The organism is Cupriavidus sp. NPDC089707 (assembly GCF_044748965.1).
Lineage (GTDB): Bacteria > Pseudomonadota > Gammaproteobacteria > Burkholderiales > Burkholderiaceae > Cupriavidus.
Genome location: NZ_JBIVHB010000018.1, coordinates 51,133 through 74,553 on the forward strand (window position 1 = coordinate 51,133; position 23,421 = coordinate 74,553).

Annotated in this window: 15 protein-coding genes and 1 pseudogene; 4 read left to right on the forward strand and 12 right to left on the reverse strand. The window is 65.5% G+C overall.

Translation table 11 applies throughout. From position 1 onward, the window contains the following. The 5 genes and pseudogenes from ACIP1U_RS24130 to ACIP1U_RS24150 all read right to left on the reverse strand — a co-directional run bounded on the left by ACIP1U_RS24130 (position 1) and on the right by ACIP1U_RS24150 (position 9,745). The gene (locus ACIP1U_RS24130; RefSeq protein ID WP_400320349.1) at positions 1-3,189 is read right to left on the reverse strand and encodes an efflux RND transporter permease subunit; all 3,189 of its coding nucleotides are present in this window, start codon (positions 3,187-3,189) and stop codon (positions 1-3) included. Positions 3,190-3,208: 19 nt separating this feature from the next. Beyond that, on the reverse strand, positions 3,209-4,360 hold the full coding sequence (locus ACIP1U_RS24135; protein WP_400320352.1) for an efflux RND transporter periplasmic adaptor subunit: 1,152 nt from the start codon (positions 4,358-4,360) through the stop codon (positions 3,209-3,211). 341 nt (positions 4,361-4,701) lie between these two features. After that, positions 4,702-4,878: pseudogene (locus ACIP1U_RS24140) on the reverse strand (ISKra4 family transposase); the annotation flags it as partial. Beyond that, positions 4,878-5,075, reverse strand: coding sequence for a hypothetical protein (locus ACIP1U_RS24145; RefSeq protein WP_400320491.1), 198 nt, complete (start codon positions 5,073-5,075; stop codon positions 4,878-4,880). The pseudogene ACIP1U_RS24140 and the gene ACIP1U_RS24145, both read right to left, overlap by 1 nt. Before the next feature lie 686 nt (positions 5,076-5,761). Beyond that, a complete protein-coding gene (locus tag ACIP1U_RS24150) occupies positions 5,762-9,745 on the reverse strand; it encodes a BTAD domain-containing putative transcriptional regulator (protein WP_400320355.1) in 3,984 nt (1,327 codons plus the stop codon). Positions 9,746-10,002: 257 nt separating this feature from the next. On the opposite strand from ACIP1U_RS24150, the gene ACIP1U_RS24155 reads away from it, so the two are divergent. Continuing rightward, positions 10,003-11,376, forward strand: coding sequence for a tetratricopeptide repeat protein (locus tag ACIP1U_RS24155; protein WP_400320358.1), 1,374 nt, complete (start codon positions 10,003-10,005; stop codon positions 11,374-11,376). A gap of 74 nt (positions 11,377-11,450) precedes the next feature. Here ACIP1U_RS24155 and ACIP1U_RS24160 read toward each other — a convergent pair whose 3' ends face one another. Together ACIP1U_RS24160 and ACIP1U_RS24165 are read right to left on the reverse strand one after the other, a co-directional pair. Further along, entirely contained in the window at positions 11,451-11,825 is a 375-nt protein-coding gene (locus tag ACIP1U_RS24160) for a hypothetical protein (RefSeq protein WP_400320360.1), read from the reverse strand. 979 nt (positions 11,826-12,804) lie between these two features. After that, positions 12,805-14,085 (reverse strand): hypothetical protein, encoded by a 1,281-nt coding sequence (locus ACIP1U_RS24165; protein WP_400320363.1) that lies wholly within the window; start codon positions 14,083-14,085, stop codon positions 12,805-12,807. Between the two features lie 505 nt (positions 14,086-14,590). On the opposite strand from ACIP1U_RS24165, the gene ACIP1U_RS24170 reads away from it, so the two are divergent. Further along, a complete protein-coding gene (locus tag ACIP1U_RS24170; protein WP_400320366.1) occupies positions 14,591-15,229 on the forward strand; it encodes a peptidase in 639 nt (212 codons plus the stop codon). Positions 15,230-15,270: 41 nt separating this feature from the next. Here ACIP1U_RS24170 and ACIP1U_RS24175 read toward each other — a convergent pair whose 3' ends face one another. From ACIP1U_RS24175 to ACIP1U_RS24185, 3 genes are all read right to left on the reverse strand, one after another. Further along, a complete protein-coding gene (locus ACIP1U_RS24175) occupies positions 15,271-17,481 on the reverse strand; it encodes a penicillin-binding protein 1A (protein WP_400320369.1) in 2,211 nt (736 codons plus the stop codon). A gap of 343 nt (positions 17,482-17,824) precedes the next feature. After that, a complete protein-coding gene (locus tag ACIP1U_RS24180) occupies positions 17,825-18,586 on the reverse strand; it encodes a GntR family transcriptional regulator (RefSeq protein ID WP_400320372.1) in 762 nt (253 codons plus the stop codon). 114 nt (positions 18,587-18,700) lie between these two features. Then, positions 18,701-19,741, reverse strand: a complete 1,041-nt coding sequence (locus tag ACIP1U_RS24185) for an AraC family transcriptional regulator (RefSeq protein ID WP_400320375.1) — start codon at positions 19,739-19,741, stop codon at positions 18,701-18,703. Positions 19,742-19,936: 195 nt separating this feature from the next. Between ACIP1U_RS24185 and ACIP1U_RS24190 the strand changes: the two genes are divergently transcribed. Both ACIP1U_RS24190 and ACIP1U_RS24195 read left to right on the forward strand, forming a co-directional pair. Further along, positions 19,937-20,788, forward strand: coding sequence for a TauD/TfdA dioxygenase family protein (locus tag ACIP1U_RS24190; RefSeq protein ID WP_400320494.1), 852 nt, complete (start codon positions 19,937-19,939; stop codon positions 20,786-20,788). A gap of 9 nt (positions 20,789-20,797) precedes the next feature. Further along, positions 20,798-21,388 carry an RBBP9/YdeN family alpha/beta hydrolase gene (locus tag ACIP1U_RS24195; RefSeq protein ID WP_400320377.1) on the forward strand — a complete coding sequence of 197 codons (591 nt, stop codon included), beginning with the start codon at positions 20,798-20,800 and terminating at the stop codon, positions 21,386-21,388. Between the two features lie 38 nt (positions 21,389-21,426). Here the strand turns inward: ACIP1U_RS24195 and ACIP1U_RS24200 are convergent, their stop codons facing one another. Together ACIP1U_RS24200 and ACIP1U_RS24205 are read right to left on the reverse strand one after the other, a co-directional pair. Then, a complete protein-coding gene (locus ACIP1U_RS24200; protein WP_400320380.1) occupies positions 21,427-22,422 on the reverse strand; it encodes a Bug family tripartite tricarboxylate transporter substrate binding protein in 996 nt (331 codons plus the stop codon). Positions 22,423-22,436: 14 nt separating this feature from the next. Continuing rightward, positions 22,437-23,417, reverse strand: a complete 981-nt coding sequence (locus ACIP1U_RS24205) for a quinone oxidoreductase family protein (RefSeq protein ID WP_400320383.1) — start codon at positions 23,415-23,417, stop codon at positions 22,437-22,439. Positions 23,418-23,421 lie beyond the last annotated feature (4 nt).

Sequence of the window (23,421 nt, forward strand, 5' to 3'; positions counted from 1 at the left end):
TCAGTCGTCCCCGCGCTTCGCTTGCGGTTCGATCCCGGGCGCCCCGCCGCCGGCACCGTGCCCGGTGGTGTCGCGCCCCTTGCGCGCGGCCACGCGCTGGCTCATGCCCTCCAGCATCCAGAAGAACAACGGCGTGAACAGGATCCCGACCACGGTCGATGCCACCACGCCGCCCAGCACGCCCGTGCCGATCGAGCGCAGGCTGTTCGCTCCCGGTCCGGTCGCGATGGCAAGCGGCACGCAGGCAAGGCCGAACGCCAGCGAGGTCATCACGATCGCGCGCAGGCGCAGGCCGGCGGCCTCGATCGCGGCCTGCCTGACGGCCATCCCGCCGCGCACCCGCTCGATCGCGAACTCGCAGATCAGGATGGCGTTCTTGGCCGACAGCCCGACCAGCGTGACCAGCCCGACCTGGAAATACACGTCGTTCTCCAGCCCGACCAGCCACGTCAGCACCAGCGCGCCGAGGATGGAGATCGGCACGGTGAGCACCACTGCCACCGGCAACGTCCACTTCTCGAACTGCCCGGCAAGCAGCAGGAACACCACGATCAGGCCGGCGATGAACGCGATCGCCGAGGTTCCGCCGGACTGCTTTTCCTGCAGCGCCTGGCCTGCCCACGCGTAGGAAAAGTCCGCGGGCAGGGTATCGCGCGCAATCGCCTCCATGGCCGCGATCGCCTGGCCGGAACTGTAGCCGGGCGCCGGGCTGCCGGTGATCTTGGCGGCGGGAAAGCCATTGAACCGCTCGAGCAGCTTCGGCGCCGCAACATAGCGCACCGTGATCAGGGTCGACAGCGGCACCATTACGCCGGTATTCGAGCGCACGTAGATCTTGCTGAAATCCTCGGGATTGACGCGATAGGCCTGGTCGGCCTGCAGCACCACCCACCAGACGCGGCTGAACTGCGAGAACTGCCCCACCACCGCCGAGCCAAAGAAGCTCTGCATGGTCTGGAATGCGGTCTGCACCGGCACGCCCAGCACCTCGGCCTTGGCGCGGTCCAGGTCGACGAACAGTTGCTGGGTCGTGCCGCGGAACGTGGTGTTGATGCTGGCCAATTCGGGGCGGCTGTGCGCCGCCTTGATGAACGCCTCGATCGCCTGGCTGGTGGCACGGGTGTCGCCGGTGCCACGATTCTGGATATAGAATTCGAAGCCGCCGACGCCGCCAAGCCCGGGAATGGACGGCGGATTGATGGCGAAGATGACGGCCTCCTTGATCTGCGCGAATTTCTGGTTCAACTGGGGCAGCACGCTGAAGGTCAGCTGCGCTGCCTCGGTCCGTTCCTCGAACGGCTTCATCGATACGAACAACAGGCCCGCATTGTTGCGGTAGGTTCCGTCCAGGATGCTGAAGCCGTTGACCGCGGCGATATCCTGGACGGTAGGCTCCCCGGCCAGGATCCTCTGCGCCTGCTCCATCGCGCCGCCGACGTACTGCTGGCTGGCCGTATCCGGTGCCTCCAGCACCACGATCATCGCGCCCTGGTCCTCGTCCGGCACAAAGCTGCCGGGCAGCGCGCGGAACAGCAAGACCACCGCGACGATCATCGCTGCGTAAACCAGCAGCGATACCGGCCATCGGCCGAGCACGCGCGAGACGCCCCCGACATAACGTTCGGTGACCCAGGTCACGCGCTTCTCGAACCAGCCGAAGAAGCCGCGCTTCTCGCCATGATGCGTCTTGATCAGGATCGCGGCCAGCGCCGGCGACAGCGTCAGCGCCGTGATCCCTGACAGCACCACCGCGATCGCAATGGTGATGGCAAACTGCTTGTACAGCGTGCCAGTGACGCCGCCAAGAAAGGCAATCGGTACGAACACGGCCACCAGCACCAGCACGATCGAAATCAGCGCCCCGGAGATCTCCGTCATCGCAAGCTTGGTCGCCTCGCGCGCGGACAGCTTGTGCTTGGTCATATTGGCTTCGACGTTCTCCACCACTACGATGGCGTCGTCCACCACCAGCCCGATAGCCAGGATCAGGCCGAACAAGGTCAGCATGTTGATCGAGAACCCCAGCGCATACATGCCGATGAAGGTGCCGAGGATCGACACGGGCACGGCCAGGATCGGAATGATGGTCGCCCGCAGGCTCTGCAGGAACAGGAACACCACCACGATCACCAGCACCACGGCCTCGAAGAAGGTATGCATGACCTTTTCGATCGAATTCTGCGTGAACAGGCTGGTATCGTAGGCGATGCGATAGTCAAGTCCGCTCGGGAACTTGGCCTTCATGATCTCAAGCTGCTGCCGCACCAGCCGTGCGGTCTCGACTGCATTCGCCCCGGGCTGCTGGTAGATGCCGATGGTGGTGGCGGTCTTGCCATTCATCTGGCTGGTAATCGAGTAATCCCGCTTGGCCAGTTCGACCCGTCCGATATCGCTCAGGCGCACGATGGCGGCACCCTCTCGTGCCGTGCGCACGATGATCTTCTCGAACTCCTCCGGCCTGGTCAGCAGTCCCTGCGCCGTGACCACGAAACTCTGCGGCACGCCCGGTTGCATGGGCTGCGCGCCAAGCTGGCCGATGCCGAAAGTCTGGTTCTGTCCCTGGATGGCGGTGGAGACCTCCTCGACCGAGATACCGAGCTGCGCCATGCGGTCAGGCTGCAGCCACACCCGCATGGCGATGTCCGGCAGCCCGAACACCGTTGCACGGTTGGCGCCGGGAATGCGCTTGAGTTCCTCCAGCACGTACAGATTGCTGTAGTTGTCGATATAGGTGGCGTCGTACCGGTCATCGGTGGAAAAAATCGACAACACCATCAGGATGCTGGACGAGCGCTTCTCCACCGTGACCCCTTGCTGGGAGACAACCTGCGGGACCAACGGCAAGGCCTGGCTGACCCGGTTCTGGACGTTGACCTGGTTGATATCGGGATCGCTGCCTGGCTTGAACAGCACACTGATGGCCACGTTGCCGCTCGATGAACTCACTGAGCTGAAATAGAGCAGGTTGTCGATGCCGTTGATCTGCGTCTCTAGCGGCGCCGCCACCGTATTGGCAATCACCTCGGCGGTTGCGCCCGGATACCGCGCCTCGACGGTGACTTCGGGCGGCGCCAGCTCCGGATATTGCGCGATCGGCAGGAACCACATCGCTACCGTGCCACCCAGCACGATCAGGATGGAGATGACGGAAGACAGGACCGGGCGCGCGATGAAGAAATGGGTGAACATGGCTCAGCGTGCCCTGCTGCTATTTGGCGGCAGCGCGCCGGTCGACAACCTTGGCGGGCTGGCCCGGAACCGCGCGCAGCACGCCATCCTCCACGACCCGGTCGCCGCCGCGAAGGCCGCTCAGGATCACGATGTCCTTTTGCCCGTAGTAGTCTCCCACTACGACCGGGCGCACTTCCACCTTGCCGGCCTGGTTGAGCACGTAGACAAAATGGCCGTCGGAGCCCTGCTGCACCGACAATTGCGGCACGACAATCGCATTGGGCCGCATGGCGCCTTTGACATAGGCCGTGACGAACATGCCCGGACTCAGGTCCTGGTCAGGGTTAGGCACCTCGGCACGCACCAGATAGGAGCCGGTATCCTGGCTAAAGGAGGGATCGGAAAAATTGATCCTGCCCTTGTGCGGGTAGGTCTTGCCGTCGGAGAGCACGAGCTCGACCTCGTAGTTGCGGGTATCGGGAGCGATCAGAGCCTTCTTGGCGATCTCGCCGTTAAACTTCGAGATGAAATTCTGCGACACACTGAAATTGACCCAGGTCGGATCGATCGCTGCGACGTAGGTCAGGTTCGCGCTGGATGAAACCGAGTTGATGTACGACCCTTCGCGCTGCAGGGAACGGCTGGCCAACCCCGTCACCGGAGAACGGATGGTGGTATAGCTCAGGTTCAGTTCAGCGCTTTTTACCTTGGCCTGCGCGGCATAGACGGCGGCCTTCGCTGCGTCGTATTCCCCTTGCGCATTGTCGAGGTCAGACTGCGACAGGGCATTCTCCTGCGCCAGCGGTTTGACCCGGCCAAGCTTTGCCGCGGCAGTCTTGTAGCGCGCCTGCTGCGACTGCAGCTCGCCGCGCGCTTCGTCCAGCTGTGCCTGGAACGGCCGAGGATCAAGCTGGAACAGCACCTGCCCCTCCTTCACCAGCTCGCCTTCCCGATACGCGATGCGGTCAAGGAAGCTCGACACGCGCGCGACGATATTGACCTGGCGCGAACTTTCTGTCTGCGCAACGAAGCTTGGGGTGTAGGGAATGTTCAGCGGCTGGACGGTAACGACGGTGACTTCAGGAGGGGGACGCTGCGACTGCGGGGCTTCGCGCGAGCAGCCGCCAAGCGCTGCTCCAGCCATGGCAAGGCCCGCGAGCAATCTGCGAACGACAACGGCGAGCGACATGGGGATACGCTCCACGGTTCTGGAATGCATTCGTGCGCGCGTGTGCCAATGCCGCCCAGAGGCATCCCGCGCCCGCCATGCATCCTCATCCGGGACTGGGCAATCCCGACCCCGAGGCAATCATGGACATGCATCGCCAGCAGACACGCAAGGGGTGTCTGGCAAATCGCGACAGCACGGCATTGACGGCTCGCAGCCGACCGCATCGGCGCGGCACGGCCAACAGCCCCGGATTCCGCGACCGGACTCGTTCTAAGTCTCGATACTAGGATTTTTTATACTGCACGGCAATGACAATGAGGCGCCAAAACGGGGGCTGCCTATGAGGCAAAGCGGCGATGAAAATTTAACATGCGATCGGCCGGCCGGTGCTCCAGCTTGTGCACGTTGGCAAAGCTATGGCCGGCATCCTGATCCCGCATTGACTTCCCGACGATCACCTCAAATCAGCGGTCCTGGCGGCGCCTGTGGCCGGCCAACCGAAGGTAGCCGCCGTCAATGCCAACCGCGCGCACCGTCAGCGAGGTTGCCGCCGTGGAACATTGCAAGGCGCTCTCGCGGCTTCGCCGTATCGCTCGCCACGAATCATGAACTGGTGCAGATGATCATCCGTCCCGCCCATGACCATCTGGATGACCTCGTGCAATTGCCCGAGCGTCATGCTCTCGGGAAGCTGGCTGGACGGTCGCCGGACACACGCGCTGTAAAAGGCCAGGCCCCGTCAAAGGCCAACGAGCCCGGGGACGAGCAGGATTCAGGGCCGGCTCTTTGGCGCCGACGCAGGATGGCTGTGTTTTGCAGCGTCCGAAGCGCCCGCGCCGCTGGCAGGCCCCATACCGCGGTCAACCTTGCCGTGCGCTTCCCTCTCGTCCTTTTTGGCACTCGCGCTGGCGGCGCCGCTGGCGTCCTGAACAGACGACTCGGGGCGCCTGCCAGTGTCAGTTCCTGGCGTTGGCGGAGAACCGTAACGACCACCCTGGGCCCAGGCCGCAACAGCCGTAAGCGAAAGGACGGCGAGGAAGGCTAGCTTTTTCATTTCTGTCTCCTTTCATATGGGGTAGCACGCTCAGAGCGCTGCCGTTAAGCGCTCGTTAAGCGCTGCTTGCCAGACGCTCACAACGGCGGTACCCAGCCATGCTCGGCCATCCAGGCTTGTACCGAAGCGGTCACTCCAGACCGTTTTCGACGCGCCGCGAACCGCCGACAACTAGCGTAAGCCAAATTCGTGAGGAGTACATTTTGGGCTCGCTCAACGTGGTTGGTGGTACCGCGGACCAGTTGCCCGCAGCACATCTTGCAGCCTCAAGTGGCCGGCTACACGCGACGCGGCAGACGCACGCCAAACTTGGTTTCTGTCTGGTCGGACCGCGCGTCGATGGGTCGGCGTTTCGCGCCAGCAACTCAGCTGCCAGGGACGGCCTGATCGCGCCTTGCCGCCAGCCGCTTCAGCGCGTCATCGATGGCCCCCAGGGACGCGTGCAGGCCGGCTGCATGCGCTTCGTCCCTGAGCCGGCGCAGGTTCTCGTGAAGCCCGGGTGTGCCGCTACCCTCAACTTCCTGTCCGGCGCTGACCAGGGCGCGGCCCCTGCGGATCAGGAAGTCGCCCCATGGAAACGGCTCTGGCCGCATGTAATCCTGTAGCGCCGCGAGGTAGCGATCCGCTTCCTGCCAGCGCCGCAACGACACGGAAACGTCGATCGCGGCTTCCAGCAGGTCGACGTGGCAATGGCTCACGCAGCCCTGCGCCAGGATCGCCTCGGCCTGCCGCAAGGCGTCGAGCTGCCGGTCAGGATCGCGGGTGGTGCGTGCCAGGAAGCCCAGCACGGTGGGTCCGGAGTAGCGTAGCCCGCTGGCGTGGCTCAGTTGCAGCGCCTCGTCGAGCAGCGCCTCGGCTTCCGGCACCTGGCCGAGCGCGCCGAGGGCGAGGCCAAGCCGCGCCAGCACCTCGGCCTCGAAGCGCCGCGCGCCCAGCCGGCGCGTCAGCGCCAGGGCCAGCCGCGCGTGCGCTTCAGCGTGCGGCCAGTCGCCGGCCAGCTGTGCAGTCGAGGTCATCACGTCGTAGGCCAGCATCTCGCTGCGCGCATCGCCGATGCGCTGCGCCAGCCGCAGCCCTTCCTCGCAACTGGCCCGCGCGGCATCGAGCTGGTTGCGGAACAGTTCCACCGCGCCCACCATCGGCAGGTTGGCGCATTCGATGCGGACAAAACCGTGTGCCCGCGCCAGTTCAACGCAGCGGACAAAGTGCGCATGGGCGGTCATCATGCGGCCTTGCTGATAGTAGGCGTCGCCGAGACCGCCAAGCGCACGCGCCTCGCCCAGCACAGATCCGGCCGCGCGCGCGTGGCCGAGGGCGCGCTGGTGGGCGGCAAGGCAGCGGTCCATGTCGCCCATCGGGAAATACAGGTTGCCGCGCAGCGATTCGATCTCTGCCAGCCACTCGGACTGGCCCAGCTCGGCGGCGGCCTGCTCGGCCTCGCGCAGTGCGGACAGGGCCTCATCATGGCGGTCGAGCAGGCGCAAGGCAGCCGCCATGCCCTGCCATACCCGGGCCTGCTGCGCCGCCCCGCGCGCAAGCGGCTGGGCCTGCCGGAATGCTTGCAGGGATTGCGCGGCCAGGCCCAGGTCCAGCGCCAGTTCTCCATGCAGGCAGGCAAGCGCATGCCTGCAGGCGACATCGCTGTCCAGCCGCTGCGCACGCTCTACCAGGCGCAGCGCGCGCTCGCCGCGGAAGTGCGCGGCCTCATGCCGTGCCGCGGCGGCGTAGGCCTCGGGCGCGCCGGGATCGTCCGCGGCATCCAGGTGCTCGGCCATCAGGGCCGGGTCCCTGCCCTCGTACCAGGCGGCCGCGCGCCGGTGCAGGTTCTGCCGGCGCGACTTGAGCAGCGAGGCGTACACCGCCTCATGGATCAGTGCGTGCATGAACAGGTAGTCCTCGCCTTCCGGCCGCGTCATGGCGGCCATGACCAGGCACTCGCACGCATAGGCGGGGTCCTGGATCATGTGCCGCAGCGCGGCGGGGCTGAAGCGCTGGCCAAGCACCGCAGCAGCCTGGAGCGCCTGACGGTCGGCGGTGGAAAAGCGGTCCAGCCGGGCTAGCACGATGCTCTGCAGCGTCCCGGGCAGCTCGGCCACGCCAGCTTCCGTGCCAGCTTCGGCGCCCGCCTCGGCGCCCCGCAGCAACTGGTCGAGGAACAGCGGATTCCCTTCGGCCCGGCGGATGCAGGAAGTGGCGACTGCCGGATCGACCTGCCGGTAGCAGGCGGCCAGTTCGTGCGCTTCGGCATCGTCGAGCGGACCGAGGTCGATGGTGGTCAGCGGCGCGCCCTGGCTGGTCGCGCGCCAGGCCGCATCGACCGGATCGTGCTCGGGGCGCACGGTCAGCACCAGGACCAGCGCATGGCTGCGCGTTGCCGCCGCTAACTGCGCCAGGTAATCGAGCGCCGTACGCTCGGCCCAGTGCACGTCTTCGACCACGATCAGCAACGCTCGCGCGTTGCTGCGGCGGGTGGCCAGCGTCACCATCAGCCGCTGCGCGCCGCGCTGCCTGCTGGCGGGGTCCATTGCGGCCAGCGCGGCGGCATGCTCGGGGGACTGGGGCAGCTCCAGCATGTCGCGCACGAACATCAGGTCTTGCTCGGCAAGTTGCCAGGCGGTGAGCGTGCCTTCAATGGCAGCCGCGCTGCTGCCTTTCGCGTCCGATCCCCGCGCGGCGCCCATCAGGCTGCGCGCGAGCATGCGCATGGGATCGCCGCCACTGCCGGCGCCGAAGTCAAGCACCAGGGCCCGGTGTGCCTCCAGGCCGCGTTCGCGGGCTAGCGCGACAAAGCGTCCGGCCAGCCGGCTCTTGCCGATGCCGGCCTCGCCGCGGATCAATACGACACGGCCATGGCCCGAGCGCAGGCAGCTGTCAGCCACGCCGGCCAACTGGGCCAGTTCCGCGTGCCTGCCGACGAAAGCATGCTCGGCCGGCGCCTGCTCCACCCCAAGGAAACGCCGCACGCGCCACAGCGGGATCGGCTCGGCTACGCCGGGCAGCACGGCGCGGGCGACGCAATCGGCTTCCAGGCGTCCGGGCAGCGCCTGGAAGACCCGGTTGGACACCACTGTGCCGCCGGCCTCGGCGGCTTCCATCGCTTGCAAGGCCACGCCGACCGGGCCGCCGGTCAGCGTCATGTCGCCGTCGCCATAGGCCGCCAGCACCTGTCCGCTTGCCAGGCCGACGCGTGCCTGCAGCCGCGGCTCGGCGGCACCGGCCAACCGCGCCAACCCTGCATGCAGCGCCCCGGCGGTGTGCAGCGCGCGCTCGGCGTCGTTGCCGTGCGCCAACGGAACCCCGAACACGATGGTCAGCCGGGTGCCGATCTCATCGGTAATGTGGCCGCCACAGGCCCCCGCCAGGGCGCGGGCCTGCTGGCGCCAGTTGATCAGGGCCTGGTGCAGTTGCTCAGGCTCCAGCGCGCCGGCGTCGCCTTCCTCCAGGCTGGCCACCAGTACCACTGCGTGGCGCAGTTGCGGCTCCGCTGTCAGGGCGGCCGCCGGCGTGGCAGCGGCGACCGCGTCCGATCCGGCCGCTGCTTGCCCGGCGCCGGCGCCGGCGCCGTCGTCGTCGCCCAGGCCGCCCAGGCTGCCCACGCTGCCTGCCACCGGCTCGCGCCGCGCGCGCAGGATGGCCTGGTACAGCGCATCGGTCTCGGGCTCCGGCGACACCCCGAGCTCACGTTGCAGCGCAGCCCGGCACAGACGGTATTGCTTGAGTGCCAGGGCCTGCCTGCCCTGCCGCTCATACAGCCGGATCAGTGCCCGGTGCACGCCTTCCTGCAGCGGGTCGAGCGCAAGCAGGTGCGTGGCGCTGGCGATGGCAAGGTCTGTCGCGCCGGCCTGTTCGTGGTGCGCCAGCAGCTTCGCCAGGGCGCCCAGCGCCACGCCGCGCAGGCGCTCGCGCTCGATCGCCAGCCAGTGGTCGAATGCCGGCGCAGCGGCATGGAAGCCCTCCAGCAAGTCGCCACGGTACACGTCCGCCGCGCGGGCCAGGGATGCCGGCGTGGCGTCGCGGGCACACTGCTCGAACTCGCACACGTCGACCGAGATCTCGCCCAGCATCACGCAGTCGCCTTCCGCAAGGACCACTTGCTGGCCCGGCGTGCCCGCATCGTCGAGTGCGCGGCGGGCCGCGCTCAGCGCCTGTCGCAGGCTGCTGCGTGCCTGCTCGGCATTGCTTTCCGCCCAGCACAGCGCGGCAAGCTTGTCGCGCGGCTGGGCACGCCCCTGGGCCAGTGCGAGGTAGGCCAGCACGGCGCGCGCCTTGCGCGCCGTCAGCGGAATCGGCGTGCCGTCGGCGGCGCTGAGCTGGAAACCGCCGAACAGGTCGAGTCGGGCGCGGGTCATGGGAGGGAAACTGGCAAGCCCATCCGTTATAGGCGACGGCAAGTGACTACGCTGCGCCCCAGCCGCAAAGGCAGGTAACCGTTACTTTCCAGCCCGCGGCAACTTTCACGATTCTTTCACGCCGGACTGGCGGCCCCCTTCACGGCCCCTGCCTAGTATCAGCACAACCCCGAGCTCGCGAGGCACCGCCGCAGCGCGCACTAACGGGCTGCCAATCGAGACAAGGGCTGTCTCTATCACACTGGAAGGATTGCGTCATGGCACATACTGATTCGCGGAGTGTTTCGGTCTCAACCACCAACGCCAGCTCGATCGAGCGCTTCGAGGCGGCCCTGGAACTGCTGCATGGCTACTACGGCGACCCGCTCACGGTGATCGATCATGCCCTGGCGGAAGACCCCGGCTTCGTGATGGGGCATGCGCTGCGGGCCGGGATGCTGATTACCGCGGGCGACGGCACCGTAGCGCCGCTGCTGCGGGAAAGCGTCGAAGCAGGCGAAGCGCTGTCCGCCAGTGCGAACGAGCGCGAGCGCCGGCATATCGCCGCGGCACGCGCCTGGCTGGAGGGTCACTTCACACGCTCGGTCCAGCTCTACGGCGACATCGTGATCGACTACCCGCGCGACAGCCTGGCGCTGCAGGTCGCCCATATCGGGGACTTCCTGCTCGGGCAATCCACCCTGCTGCGCGACCGCATCGCCCAGGTGCTGCCCCACTGGAACACCCGTGTGCCGGGCTTCGGCTATGTGCTCGGCATGCATGCTTTCGGCCTGGAGGAAACGCACCGGTACGAACAGGCCGAGGAACGCGGCCGCTTCGCGCTGGAACTGAACCCGCGCGATCCCTGGGCGATCCATGCCGTGGCCCACGTGATGGAAATGCAAGGCCGCCAGGACGACGGCATCGACTGGCTGAGCGGGCGTGCCGGCGACTGGTCGCAGGACAACATGATGGCCGTGCACAACTGGTGGCACCTGGCGCTGTTCCATCTGGAGCTCGGCCATGCCAGGCAGGTGCTGGACATCTACGACGCGCACATCCGCGAGAACCAGTCTTCGGTGGCGCTGGAACTGATCGATGCCTGCGCCATGCTTTGGCGCCTGCACCTGCGCGGCATCGACGTGGGCTCGCGCTGGAACGAACTGGCCGACACCTGGCAGGCGCGCGGCGCGCAAGGCTACTACGCCTTCAACGACACCCATGCGGCGATGGCCTTCCTGTGCGCCGGGCGCGATGACGCGCTCGCCGCCCTGCTCGCCGGCATGTGCGCCGCAGCGGCCGGAGACGGCTGCAACGCGATGATGACGCGCGATGTCGGTTTGCCGGTGACCGAGGCTTTGGTCGCTTTCTTGCGGCGCGACTACGATCGCACCATCGGGCTGCTGATGCCGGTACGCCAGATCGCGCACCGCTTCGGCGGCAGCCATGCCCAGCGCGACCTGATCAACCTGACCCTGATCGAGGCGGCGCTGCGCGGCGAACGCGCCAACCTCGCCTGCGCGCTGGCGGCCGAGCGCATGGAGCTCAAGCCGATGAACCCCAGCCTCAGCAAACTGGTGCAGCGCGCCTCCGCGTTGCAGCGCGAGGCGGCGGACGGCACGCGGGATGCGGCAGCCGTGAAGGCGGCATAGGGCTGGAGCGGCCGGAACAGCCTGGTGCGGCCTGATGCGGAGAACCCGCCGGCAAGCGGAGGCGGCGACAACCGCTACGTCTCCGGTGAACCGTAGACCACCGTGGCCACGGCACGTGCCCCCGCGTCCACCCCCACCGTCTGCGAGGGCGGCTGCGGCTTGAGGAGCGCGCCGCCCGCCAGCACGCTGGCGGCACTGACGGTATAGCTGCCAGCGGGCAGGTTGGACAGCGTGGACGGCTGCGTCACGGTCTGGCGGAACTCGCCGGGCCCCAATACCGTGATGGCCGCCGACGTCCCGGATGGCAGGCCGAAGATGGAGATGGTCAGCGTGCCGGTGCCGCTGGCGCCGTCATTGCCCCCGTCTTCCCCGCCCCCTCCGCAGGCTGCGATACCGACGCAGCAGGCGATTAAGGATTGGCAAAGCAAGGATCGAAGTGTTACGGACACGACACGCTCCTTTCCCGGCTGGAGGCACAGCCAGTCATCTCATCGCGTGCTGGCGCGCAGCAGTGAGCCTGGGCCGGGCGCGGGACCTCTCAATGACAGGGCGTACCTGGGAGCGGCGTCCCATAAGTGGTTATCCCATAACAGGTATCGCCTGGCTTGAGGGGGCCCTCCGCGCTCGCTTCCGGGTCAAGGGGAAATTTTCCGACCTTGGTGCAGCAGAAACGAAATTCCGTCGAGGGCGCTGGAGAATTCGCCACAGGCGGCAAAGCCATGGCGGATCGCTCGGCCGGCGCCGTTTGCTCAGCGGCGGGAACGCTTCTTGTCACTTGCGCAGCCCTGGGGGCTGGCGCAGGCGCGGGAGCAATCCTCGTTGCTGGGGAAACCCGGGTGGGCTGCTCAGATTTGGAGACGCTCTTTGGAGCCGTGGGAGCCTTGGTGGCTTGCTCGACATTCCGGTCGTGTGCGCCCGGATTGACGCACTGACTGTTCTCGCAGATGCGCTCCGCTTTGCACTGCATATCATATTGGCATCCAACGGCTACGGCGTAAGGTGCAAATCCAGCCGCCATCGATATGCCGAGAAGCACGCCTAGCGCTTTCATATCTAGCTTGGCCCCCTACCGGTATGGCGCCCCTGATGCTTGCTCAGAACGGGCGCATTTTTGCACCAGCCCGAGCCCCCGTGGTCCTCGTGGTCCTAAATGGGGCACCATTTCTAGTATGGAATGCGCGCGCGCGAAGCGCCACCCTGGCCTGCCGTTTCAATTCCGGGACGGCCAGAGTAGGCATGGAGAGCCCTGGTTTTCGTCTTGCCGTTCGCCCTGCTTCCCGGTCTGCGCTTTCAGAATCGCAGATCGGTAGTTGAACAATTTGGTAGCGGCACGGAGTGCCTGCTCGACAACATCAAGCGCCAAGTCACGTCCACGTAGCCGGGCAAATCCATTGCCCGGCCACGGGACGCGCGCCTCATCCAGCCAGCTTACTTGACGCACGCGAGGTTGACGGTAAGTCCGCCCCAGTCCGTCGCCTGGTTGTTGTCCACCTGGACCTGCAGCTTGTCGTTGTGGAGAATGGTTCCGGAGGGCACTTCCCGGCTGCAGTTCTGCAGGCCGTTGGTCACTTTGCAGCTCAAGCCGCCAACCTCCGAAAAGCTCGCTGCAACGCCCGCCCCGGTCACCTTGTACACCGAGATGTCCAGCGATCCGTGCACCTTGCCGAGCGTGCTGGCAGTGAGCTTGACGCTGCTGCAGTCGTAGGGAATCACGACACCGAAGTCCGATGGCAGGGGCACCGCACCGCCCGCGCCGGTCATGGCGTAGTGGCCGCGGCTAAGCGAGTCCGGTACGTTGAAGTTGCCGTTGTAGACGGTCCCGGTCGTCATCGTCACGCCGGTGGTTGGCCATTTGCCGTCCTGCTTCGGCCCGTACAGCGTCGAAGTCGAGGTATCGAAATAGAAATCGCCATCGACGCCGATGCTGTCGGTCGGCGCACCGCTTCCGGACAGGATGTTGCCGCCATTGCCGGCCGTGCCCCCACCGGTACCGCCCGTGCCGCCCGTGCCGCCGCTGCCCGACTGGCCGACCAGCGAGACGCCCGCCGGCCACTGGTCGTTGGCCTTGGGCCCATACAGCGTCCAGGTGTTGGTATCGAGGTAGTAATCGCCATTGTTGCCGAGGCTGTTGTCCGGTGCGCCCACGCCCGTCAGGACGGTGCCGCCGCCGGGGCCCGACGATCCGGTGCCGCCCCCCATTGGAACGCCCGGCGGCCAGGTGCCGTCCGCCTTGGGCCCGAACAGGGTCGAGGTGGTGGTGTTGATGTAGTAGTCGCCATTGTTGCCGACGCCGTCGGTCGGATCGGTCGAGCCGGACAGGATGGTGCTGCCGGCCAGGCCCGTATTGCCGCCGGCCCCTGTGCCGCCTTGGGCGCCGGTCCCGCCCGCCGGCCCTGCTATCGACACCCCTGCTGGCCACGCGCCATTTGCCTTGGGCCCGAAGAGCATCCACGTCGCCGTATTGAGGTAGAAATCCCCGTCCTTGCCGATATCGGGCCCCGGGTCACTGGTACCAGACAACATGGCGCTGCCAGCCTCGGCTGGCGCGGTGCCGGTCGTCGACGTGGACGATCCCGCGTTGCCTGGCGACGTCGGTGCGGAGGTGGCGCTGACAGGCGCCGAGTCGCCCCCGCCTCCTCCGCAACCGGCGACCGCTACGATCAGACAAGCAAGCGGCACGGCTGCCAGCCTCATGTGGATGCGTTTCATGGATTCCCCCTTTTTCCCCGGTGTTTTTGGCCACTTTGAAAACCGATGGCCTGCGCTAGCGCCAACGATGCGTTCAATCTAGCTGGCGGAATTGGAAAGAAAAATCGCCTCTATGGACGAGCGCCGGGTATGGGGCACGAGGCCTGCAGGGCCCGCCGAAAGGATGTTTGGAAAATGAAACATCGGGGCCATCGAAGCGCCGCACTTATTTGGGTGACGCTGCCCCAAGCACACAATCCGGGCCGATGATTCAAAATCGAATCAGCCTTTAATCGCCTGTTTGAAGGATGAGAGCCGGTGCCCTGGTGGACTATGCTTGCCTGAAACAACCACACCACTGAAACCGGGGGGAATCATGGGTGAGTGGAACCCGTGCTGGCCGTACGAGCCAGCCGAGCTGTCATTGTGCGAGGTGCCTGAGCCGGACATCGCTGGAACACTGGCGCCAAGGCCGACGGAAGAGCGTCTCAAAGCGCCACGGGTCGCGCCACCCAAGATAACACCCATGCAGCGCGGCAGCGCCGAGCTGGAGGCGCTGGCAGACCACCAAGAGCGGCCTGCCGACATGTACCGAATGACGGGCGCGGATGATCCGCTGCTGGGCTGCCTCCTGTTGCTAAACCGGGTATGGCAGCGGCCAATCCCGTCGGCCGTCCTGCTGAAAGGGCTGCCACACCGCCTGACATTGCCGCTCCTGGGCGCCGCTGCGGCGCACGCCGGCTTGTCGACCCGGCTCGTGGAGAGGGATTTGGACCAAATCCCGGACAAAGTACTGCCGGCGATCCTGCTGCTGGGCAAGCGCAGACCGTGCGTACTGCTGGAGCGCCGCGAGCACGGACGCCTCCTGGTTGCGCTGCCGGGTTGGGGCGGCGGGGCACAGGAGGTTAGCCGGGACGAGCTGCTGGCCGAGTACAGCCGGTACGCTATCTTGGTAGAGCCTGTATCACAGGCGGAAACGCAGTCGGAAACGCAGTCGGAAACGCAGTCCGAAGCGCAGGCAGACATGGAGCCGGCCCGGTCGACAGGTGTCGCGGTGCGGCCATCCTGGCGGCACCATTGGGACCGGCTGGTTGCCTCGGCGCACAAGGTGTTTTCGTTGCAGGGCAGGCGACGCGCTGAAGAAACTGCCGGCGTTGGCAGTTAGCCCTGCCGGAAAGGCGATTGGCCAGGGCCCCGGCGGCCACTTCAGTTCCCCCAGGACAAAAAGTGCCGACGCTGCTGGGTTTGGACTTTACGAGTCGACCGGGTCTCAGGGCTGAACCGCGCCTCCGGGTCGACAACCCGTGCTCGCAGCGCCATATCGTAGAACGCGCCTACCATGGGCAGGGCGCTACGCGCACCCTGCCCCCAGTAGTCGCCGAGCGTCACCCGTCCATCGTCAAAGCCCACCCACGCGCCCGCGACCAGTTGGGGATGCATCAGGATGAACCAGCCATCGGCATTGTCTTGCGTCGTCCCCGTCTTTCCCGCCACGTCGGCGCGAATGCCGAAGCGCGTACGGATGTCCGTTCCGGTGCCTCGGATCACGACGTCGCGCATCACATCGACGAGCGTTTGCGCCGCACCAGCGGACAGCGCCTGTTCCGGCGATGCGCTCCCGAATTCGGCGAGCGTCTTGCCCTCTTGATCCTCGATGCGGGTGACCATTCGCGGCTCGACATAGGCGCCGCGGTTTGCAATCGTGCCGTAGGCCGCGACCATTTCCTTGAGCGTGACCGGGCTCGAGCCGAGCGCGAGCGACGGCACCCGTTCGAGCGCACTCTCTCGCACGCCCATCGCGTGCGCAAGGCGAGCGACCTTCTCGGGGCGAGTCTCCTGCATGAGTTGGGCCGTGACGCGATTGCGTGAATACACCAGCGCGTCGCGCAGCGTGATCGGCCGGCCCGTAGGCGGCTCCGCATCGGAAGGCCGCCACATCGCCTGCCCGGGCAGTGCAATGGCAACACTGCGGTCTACGAGCGTATCGTCCGGCCGGGCGCCGTCCGCGAACGCCGCCCCGTAGACGAAGGGCTTGAAGGTAGAACCCGGCTGACGCCGGGCCTGCTGCACGTGATCGAACGGTGCGTCGGTGAAATCGCGGCTACCGACCCACGCCTTGATATCGCCGTTGCGCGGATCGATCGCGATAAAGCCCGCCTGGAGCTGGGTCTTGCTTCGGCAGAGGTCACGGACGAATGCCCGGTTCCTGCCGAGCTTCCTGAGCGCCGTCTGATCCGATTGGCCAGCATCGCGCGCGGCACGATACTCGCGCGTCTGGCGCATGAACGTACGGAACAGGTCGCTGCCCGGCCAACAGCCACTGCGTTCGTTCCATGCCCCGTTTGCAATCCATTGCAGCTGGCTCGCCTGCCACTCCACCGCCTGCACGGCCATTGCCTGCAGGCGGAAATCGATGGTCGTGCGCACGACCAGCCCGTCGGCGTAGATGTTGTAGCCGCTGCGCTCGGCCCACGCGATCAGCCATTTGCGCAGTTGCACGGAAAAGTGCGGCGCCGCGCTTCGCGGCGCGGCCTGCACCGCGAAATTGACCCTGAGCGGTTGCCGGCTCAGCCAGATGTGAGCATTGGCCCCGAGCTTCCCGTGCTTGCGCATCTGCCCTAGCACAGTGTTTCGCCGCTGCACCGCGCGCGACGGATTTATCACGGGGTTGTAAGTGCTGTTGGCCTTCAGCATGCCGACAAGTGTCGCGCTCTCGAGAATATCGAGCTGATGGGCCGATTTGCCGAAGTAGGTGCGCGCCGCCATTTCCACGCCATAGGCGTTGTACAGGAACGGCACATTGTTCAGGTACGTCTCGAGGATCTGGTCCTTGCTGTACACGGCTTCGATCTTGAGTGCCGTGATCGCTTCCCTGACTTTGCGCGCGACGGTCGGGGCGCGGCCGACTTCTTCGGGATACAGGTTGCGCGCGAGCTGCTGCGTGATCGTCGAACCACCCTGGCGTTCGCCGGAGAATGTCTGCAGCGCAGCCGCCGCCATGCGCAGCCAATCGATGCCGTGATGCGCGTAGAAGCGGTGATCTTCGGTTGCGATCAACGCGTCCAACATATGCGGCGAGATCTGCGTGAGCGATACCCACACGCGATTGACCGGTTTGAATTCGTCGAGCACGCGGCCGTCGGCCGACACGATGATCGCCGGGCGGTCGATGCCAGCTTTCCGTATGTCGCCGATACCCGGCGTAAACGGCACGAGCGCCAGCACGTACAGCAGGAACAACGCCGGCAGTGCAGCAACGGTCAGCATGATGCCGCGCCGCGTCGGGCGGCGAAGGCGGCGCAGGGCGCCGTTCAAGGCGCGCTTGGCTACCGTTACGCTGGCAGCAACCAGGGGGTGGATGCGGGTGAGCCACCGTGCACAATACTCCCGAAACAACGATACAGGGCGGCGATTCACGGTGACGGGGCGGGGTTTGGCGGAAAGAGCGGAATCCTACCAAAGCAACGCAGCCCGTCCGTTGCCAATCGCGTATACGCGGCGCAGTGCTAACAATCGATTACATCTGTTTCATGTGGACAGCGTCATCGACCCGTCCTGCGAAGATTTGCTGTCGGACAACGTCGGATAGCAAGGCGACAAGGGGGCGACTAAATTGACCCGCTCGATTTCGCATCTTCATGGGAGGCAGAACGCATGCTAGACATACTCATCCTGACCGTCGGAGGTCTATTGCTCGCTGTTCTCCTTTTTCCTGGCCACAAAAGTCGGCGAAGCTAGTTCGGGCCGGGTGATGACGCGGTCAGCGTTGCTGGCTTCCCAGGGCGCGAATGGCCGCTTCACGGGAATTCACGATGCGCTTATGCGCCGTCTGCAAGACCGCATCGATGTCTCGCTTTGAAACGGCGCGATGCAAGGCGCGCCAGGTCTTCAAGGAATTCTCCAGCGAGCCGGGATGGCATGCGAGCCCGAGCCGCACATAGCGCAGCACCCGCAGCGAGATGGAATTCAGCAACTCCCCGACCAGCCGGTTGCTCGACAGGTCCGCCATGGCCATGTTCGCGATAAAGGTGACGCTGATATAAGCGTCCACCGATTCCTCGACGGCTTTGCCAAACTGCGGCATGAACTTCTCGAACCAGGCATCGAGCGCGTCCGCGCGCTCCTCCACCAGTTGCCTGAGCAGGATCGCAAACAGCGCATCCCGAACGACGTAGATATCCCGCAGATCCTGGGCATTGGGCTCGGTGACAATGGCGCCGCGCCGCGCGCGAAACTCGACCAGGCGCTCCCGCTCCAGAATGCGCAAGGCCTCGCGCACCGGAGCCCGGCTGACCTCCAGCACCTCGCAGATGTCATTCTCAAGCAGGCGTTGGCCTGCGTGGATGACGTCGACGGTGATCAGGCCCGCCAGCCGCACCGCGATCTGGTCCGCGACCGACGCCGACCAGTCGCGGCCATGCATAAGCGCGTGCTCGACGGCCAGCATGACCGGGCTTTGCGGTGTTTGCGGCGCCAGCAGCGATTGCAGGTCCGGCGTGTTGGTGGTCTTGAGTCGACCCATGCGTGGTGAATCCTTCGTTCCGCGATATGTGGTTGGGTTTTTGTCGACAATATTAAATCGATCCGACCACCAGCGGCAACCGGAACGTCACATCTGGCATCGCATCTCGAGGGCTTATGTGTTTGCCTGCAAAGGGCCGGCCGGCCTGCGCATTGCGCCCCGCGCCGCCCGGCTCTCCTTGGGACTGCAGCCAAACTGCACGTGATACCAGCGCGAGAATCCGCTTGGCGCGGAGAAACCGAGCAGGGTCGCCACCTCGGTCATTGGACGATCGCTCTCGATGACATGGCGCGCAGCGAGTTCCGTGCGGATGTCATTGACGATCGAGGAGAAACTCTGCCCCTCTTCCGCCAGCCGGCGTTGGACCGTGCGGCACACAACGCCCAGGTGGTCCGCCACCTGCTCGATGGTGCAGCGCCCGCTGGGCAGCAGCAACAGGATGATGCGCCGCACGTCCTCCAGCATCGTCACTTGCCGGGAAATGGCGGAAGCGTCGACCAACTGTTGCGCATAGCGCGCCATGGCGGGATCGGCGGAAGGATTGCGGGCATCGAGGTCGGCCTTCGTGCAGATGATGCAGTTGAATTCATGGTTGAACTCAATGCAATGCCCGAAGAACCGTTGGTGCGTACTGAGGTCGCTTGGCGCGGGATGTTCGAAGCAGACGCGCCGCGGCTCCCAGTCGGGTCTCAGCAACTGGCGAATCAATCGCACGATGACGCCGAGTGCGAGTTCCGCCCGTTGACGCGTGGGCTGATGGGCGTTGCCGGCGATGACCGCCTCGCGAATGATCACCAGCCCGTCGCATTCCTCGACCGCCAGCGAGAGCGCACTGTTGAGCAGGGCTTGGTAGCGCATCAGGATGCGCAGCGAATCGCGCAGGGTTGCCTGGTCGCGGATCAGCAATCCTACCGGCCCGAGGTTGGACAAGAGGCGCGACTCGGCCATGCACAGACCGAAACTTTCGTTGCCCGACAGCGTTGCGGACGCGTGCAGCAGTCGTCCGACGCGCTCGCCTGGAATCATGACGTCCGGCTCGCGCAGGACGCTGGGACTCAGGCCCGCGTCAAGGAGCATCCGCACCGGATCCAGTCCGGCAGCCAGGGCGACCTCGCTGTAGTTGGTGAGGGCCGCAGCGCGGACAAGAGACGGCATTGCAGAGCCCAGTGAAACAATGACACGGAATGATAAAAGCCTGTCATGTACTGTCAAGCGGGAGAAACCCGTGGCGCCCAAACTCCGGAGGCGATTGGCCACATCAGGCCAGATCGACCATAGGAGACAACGCTCATGAGCCACCGCCTCGAAGCGGCACCCGCAGTGGTCCGCGCCACCTCGCTCGGGAATTCCATCCGGGTCGAGCCAATCACTTGCACGATCGGCGCCGAACTCAGCAACGTCCATCTCGGTGCGGCTGCCGAGGATGACCAGCAGATGGCGGAGATCCGGGCACTGTTGCTCAAGCATCGCGTCGTGTTTTTCCGCGACCAGGACATCACGCGCGCGGAGCATGTGGCGTTTGCACGCCGCTTTGGCGAGCTGGAGGACCATCCCGTGGTGGGCAGCCATCCCGATTACCCGGGACTGGTCCAGATCTACAAGACCCCAGACAGCCCGCCCGAGCGCAATGAGAATTCATGGCATACCGATGCCACCTGGCGCGAAAAGCCGCCGCTGGGCTGCGTGCTGCGTTGTGTCGATTGCCCGCCCGTGGGCGGCGACACAATGTGGGTCAACATGGTCGAAGCCTATAGCCAGCTGCCCGAGGATATCAAGGCAAGGATCGCCCCATTGCGCGCCCGGCACAGCATCGAGTCGAGCTTCGGTGCAGCCATGCCGATCGACAAGCGTCTCGCGCTGAAGGCCCGGTACCCGGACGCCGAGCACCCCGTTGTCCGCACCCATCCGGAAACCGGTGAAAAAGTGCTGTTCGTCAACGGAAGCTTTACGACGCACTTCACCAACTTCAATGTCCCGGCCAACGTGCGCTTTGGGCTGGACAAGGCGCCGGGCGCAAGCCACCTGCTCAACTATCTGGTCAGCCAGGCCAACATCCCGGAATACCAGGTTCGATTTCGCTGGAAGAAAAACAGCGTGGCGTTCTGGGACAACCGTTCCACCCAGCACTACGCAGTGATGGATTACCCACCGTGCCACCGAAGGATGGAGCGCGCCGCCATCGTTGGTGACCAACCTTACTGAAAGACCGACATGACCGATACCAAACCAACCGTCCTCATCGTCCCCGGCCTGCGTGACCACGTGCCGGAACACTGGCAGACGCTGCTGGCCGCAAAGCTGCCGCGCGTCGTCAGCGTCGCCCCGCTGGAGCATGACAAGCTGAGTTGCACTGCCCGGGTCGAGGCAATCGACCGCGCCCTGGCCTCCATCGACGGGCCAGTGATCATCGTCGCGCACAGCGCAGGCGCGATGATGGTCGCCCATTGGGCGGCCCGAGGCACCACACGCGAGATTCTCGGGGCCTTGCTGGCAGCGCCCGCGGACCTCGAGACGCCCATGCCGGCAGGCTACCCGATGACGGAGACCCTGGGCGCCCAGGGCTGGCTGCCGATTCCCCGCCGCGAGTTGCCGTTTCCCAGCATTGTTGCGGCAAGCAGCAACGATCCCCTGACGCGCCTCGAGCGCGCCCGCGAGCTGGCACAGTCATGGGGAAGCCGCTTTGTCGAGCTTGGCGAGGTCGGGCATCTGAACCCGGCCTCTGGCTATGGCGAATGGCCGCAGGCCGAAGCGTTCATCCGCGAGCTCTCGCAAGCGAAGGTCACGACGACGGCCCGCGGATAGCCGGAAGATTGCCTGGAATCAGTCCGGCTGGCGATTGATCAGTCCGGCTGGTAATTGATGGACTTCAGTAGCGCGGACTGTTGCTGATAGGCCTGCTTCAAGTCCGCCATCAGTTCTTCCGTGGTGGCGGCACTCCCCTGCTCCATGCCCATGTCCTTGACGCGATTCTGCACCGCGGGCTGCCTGAAATACGCCAGCGTCACCTCGCGGATCTTTTGCTGCACGGCAGGATCGACGTCCGGGCGGGACCACACAGCGAACCACCCTGCCTGCGCCAACTGCGGGTAGCCCAGTTCCTTGAAAGTCGGCACATCGGGAAGTCCGGCAATCCGGGTCGGATAGCCCAAGGCAATCGCCTTGATTTTGCCGGCCTTGATCAGCGGCAAGGAGGTCGTCACCCCATCGAACATCAAGGGCACGTGGCCGCCCATCAGGTCGTTCAATGCCGGAGGCGAGCCTTTGTAGCCCACGTGCCGCATTGGCATGTGCGTGAGCTGCCCGAGTTGTATGCCCGAGGTATGACCCCTCAAGCCCGCGGCGTAAGACGCGAAGACCATTCCATCCTTCTGCGACTTTCCATAGTCGACCAACTGCTTCAGGTTGGAAACCGGCAAATCCTTGTTGGCAACCAGCACCAACCCGGTACGGCTGATCTGGGCCAAAGGCTTCAGGTCTTTGAAAGGCTCGTAGTGGACCTTGTACGCCAACGGCGCTTCGCTGACAACGCCGCCCTGGATGACCAGCAGGGTATGACCATCCTTGCCGGTGGACCGCAAATCGCTGATTGCCAGCGCCCCCGCGGCGCCGGGCTTGTTTTCCACGATGGCGGGCTTGCCCAGCCTTGGTTGCAGGCCCTCGGCCAGCAGCCGCGCCAAGGCGTCGGCGGTGCCGCCCGCCGGCCCCGCCACCACCAGGCGGATCGGCTTGATGGGCCAGGCCTCTTGCGCCTGAGCCGCGGGCATGGCGACGGCAAGACCGACCCCGATCGCGAACGTGCCACTGCACCGCAAGAAATGATGTCTTTGCTTCTTCATGTCTATGCCAATACTCAGATCACGAAAATGGATGAGCCGGTGGTCTTGCGCGCCTCCAGGTCCCGATGTGCCTGCACCGCGTCCTCCAGGGCATACCGCTGGTTGATCTCGATGCGGATGCGGCCCGCCGCAACGTGCCCGAACAATTCGTCCACCAGTTCCGCCTTTTCGGCTGGATCGGCGATGTAGTCCGCGAGGCCCGGGCGAGTCAGGTACAGCGAACCCTTGCGGGCCAGGATCTGCGGATCGAACGGCGGAATCTTGCCGGAAGCGGTACCGACGCAGACCAGCAGGCCACGGCGCTTGAGGGAGTCCAGCGAGGACATGAACGTGGCCTTGCCTACGCTGTCGAAGACCACCGACACCCCGACGCCGTCCGTCAGTTCCCGCACGCGTCTGGCGACATCCTCGTGGCTGTAGTTGATCGTGTGGTCGCAGCCATGGGCGCGCGCCACTTCGGCCTTGGCATCGGTCGAAACCGTGCCGATCACGTTCAGCCCCAGCAACTTCGCCCATTGGGAAACGATCAGGCCGACGCCACCTGCCGCGGCATGCAACAGCACTGTGTCGCCCGCCTTGAAGGGATAGATCCGGCGCACCAGATAGGCGGCGGAAAGGCCCCGCATGGTCATGGCCGCCGCGGCTTCGCAGCTGATTGATTCCGGCAGCTTGATCAACAGCGCGGCGGAAATCAGCCGCTCGGTGCTGTAGGCGCCCAGCGTGTTGATAAAGCCCGTGTAGGTAACACGATCGCCGACCGCCAGATGGGTCACGCCAGCACCAACCGCCTCGACGACGCCCGCTGCCTCATTGCCGACCCCGCTGGGCAGCGGCACCTCGTAAGTGCCGCCGCGGAAATAGGTGTCGGCAAAGTTCAGCCCCACGGCGACGTGGCGCACGCGGACTTCTCCCGGTCCCGGTTCCCCAACGCTGGTGTCCTCGAAGCGAAGGACTTCGGGCCCGCCTGTTTCGTAGAATCTGACGACTTTCGCCATGTTG

Coding starts and splice junctions, on each gene's coding strand:
- ACIP1U_RS24130 (WP_400320349.1), bottom strand. CDS start 3,189: ATGTTCACCCATTTCTTCATCGCGCGCCCGGTCCTGTCTTCCGTCATC.
- ACIP1U_RS24135 (WP_400320352.1), bottom strand. CDS start 4,360: ATGTCGCTCGCCGTTGTCGTTCGCAGATTGCTCGCGGGCCTTGCCATG.
- ACIP1U_RS24150 (WP_400320355.1), bottom strand. CDS start 9,745: ATGACCCGCGCCCGACTCGACCTGTTCGGCGGTTTCCAGCTCAGCGCC.
- ACIP1U_RS24155 (WP_400320358.1), top strand. CDS start 10,003: ATGGCACATACTGATTCGCGGAGTGTTTCGGTCTCAACCACCAACGCC.
- ACIP1U_RS24165 (WP_400320363.1), bottom strand. CDS start 14,085: ATGAAACGCATCCACATGAGGCTGGCAGCCGTGCCGCTTGCTTGTCTG.
- ACIP1U_RS24170 (WP_400320366.1), top strand. CDS start 14,591: ATGCAGCGCGGCAGCGCCGAGCTGGAGGCGCTGGCAGACCACCAAGAG.
- ACIP1U_RS24180 (WP_400320372.1), bottom strand. CDS start 18,586: ATGGGTCGACTCAAGACCACCAACACGCCGGACCTGCAATCGCTGCTG.
- ACIP1U_RS24185 (WP_400320375.1), bottom strand. CDS start 19,741: ATGCCGTCTCTTGTCCGCGCTGCGGCCCTCACCAACTACAGCGAGGTC.
- ACIP1U_RS24195 (WP_400320377.1), top strand. CDS start 20,798: ATGACCGATACCAAACCAACCGTCCTCATCGTCCCCGGCCTGCGTGAC.
- ACIP1U_RS24200 (WP_400320380.1), bottom strand. CDS start 22,422: ATGAAGAAGCAAAGACATCATTTCTTGCGGTGCAGTGGCACGTTCGCG.
- ACIP1U_RS24205 (WP_400320383.1), bottom strand. CDS start 23,417: ATGGCGAAAGTCGTCAGATTCTACGAAACAGGCGGGCCCGAAGTCCTT.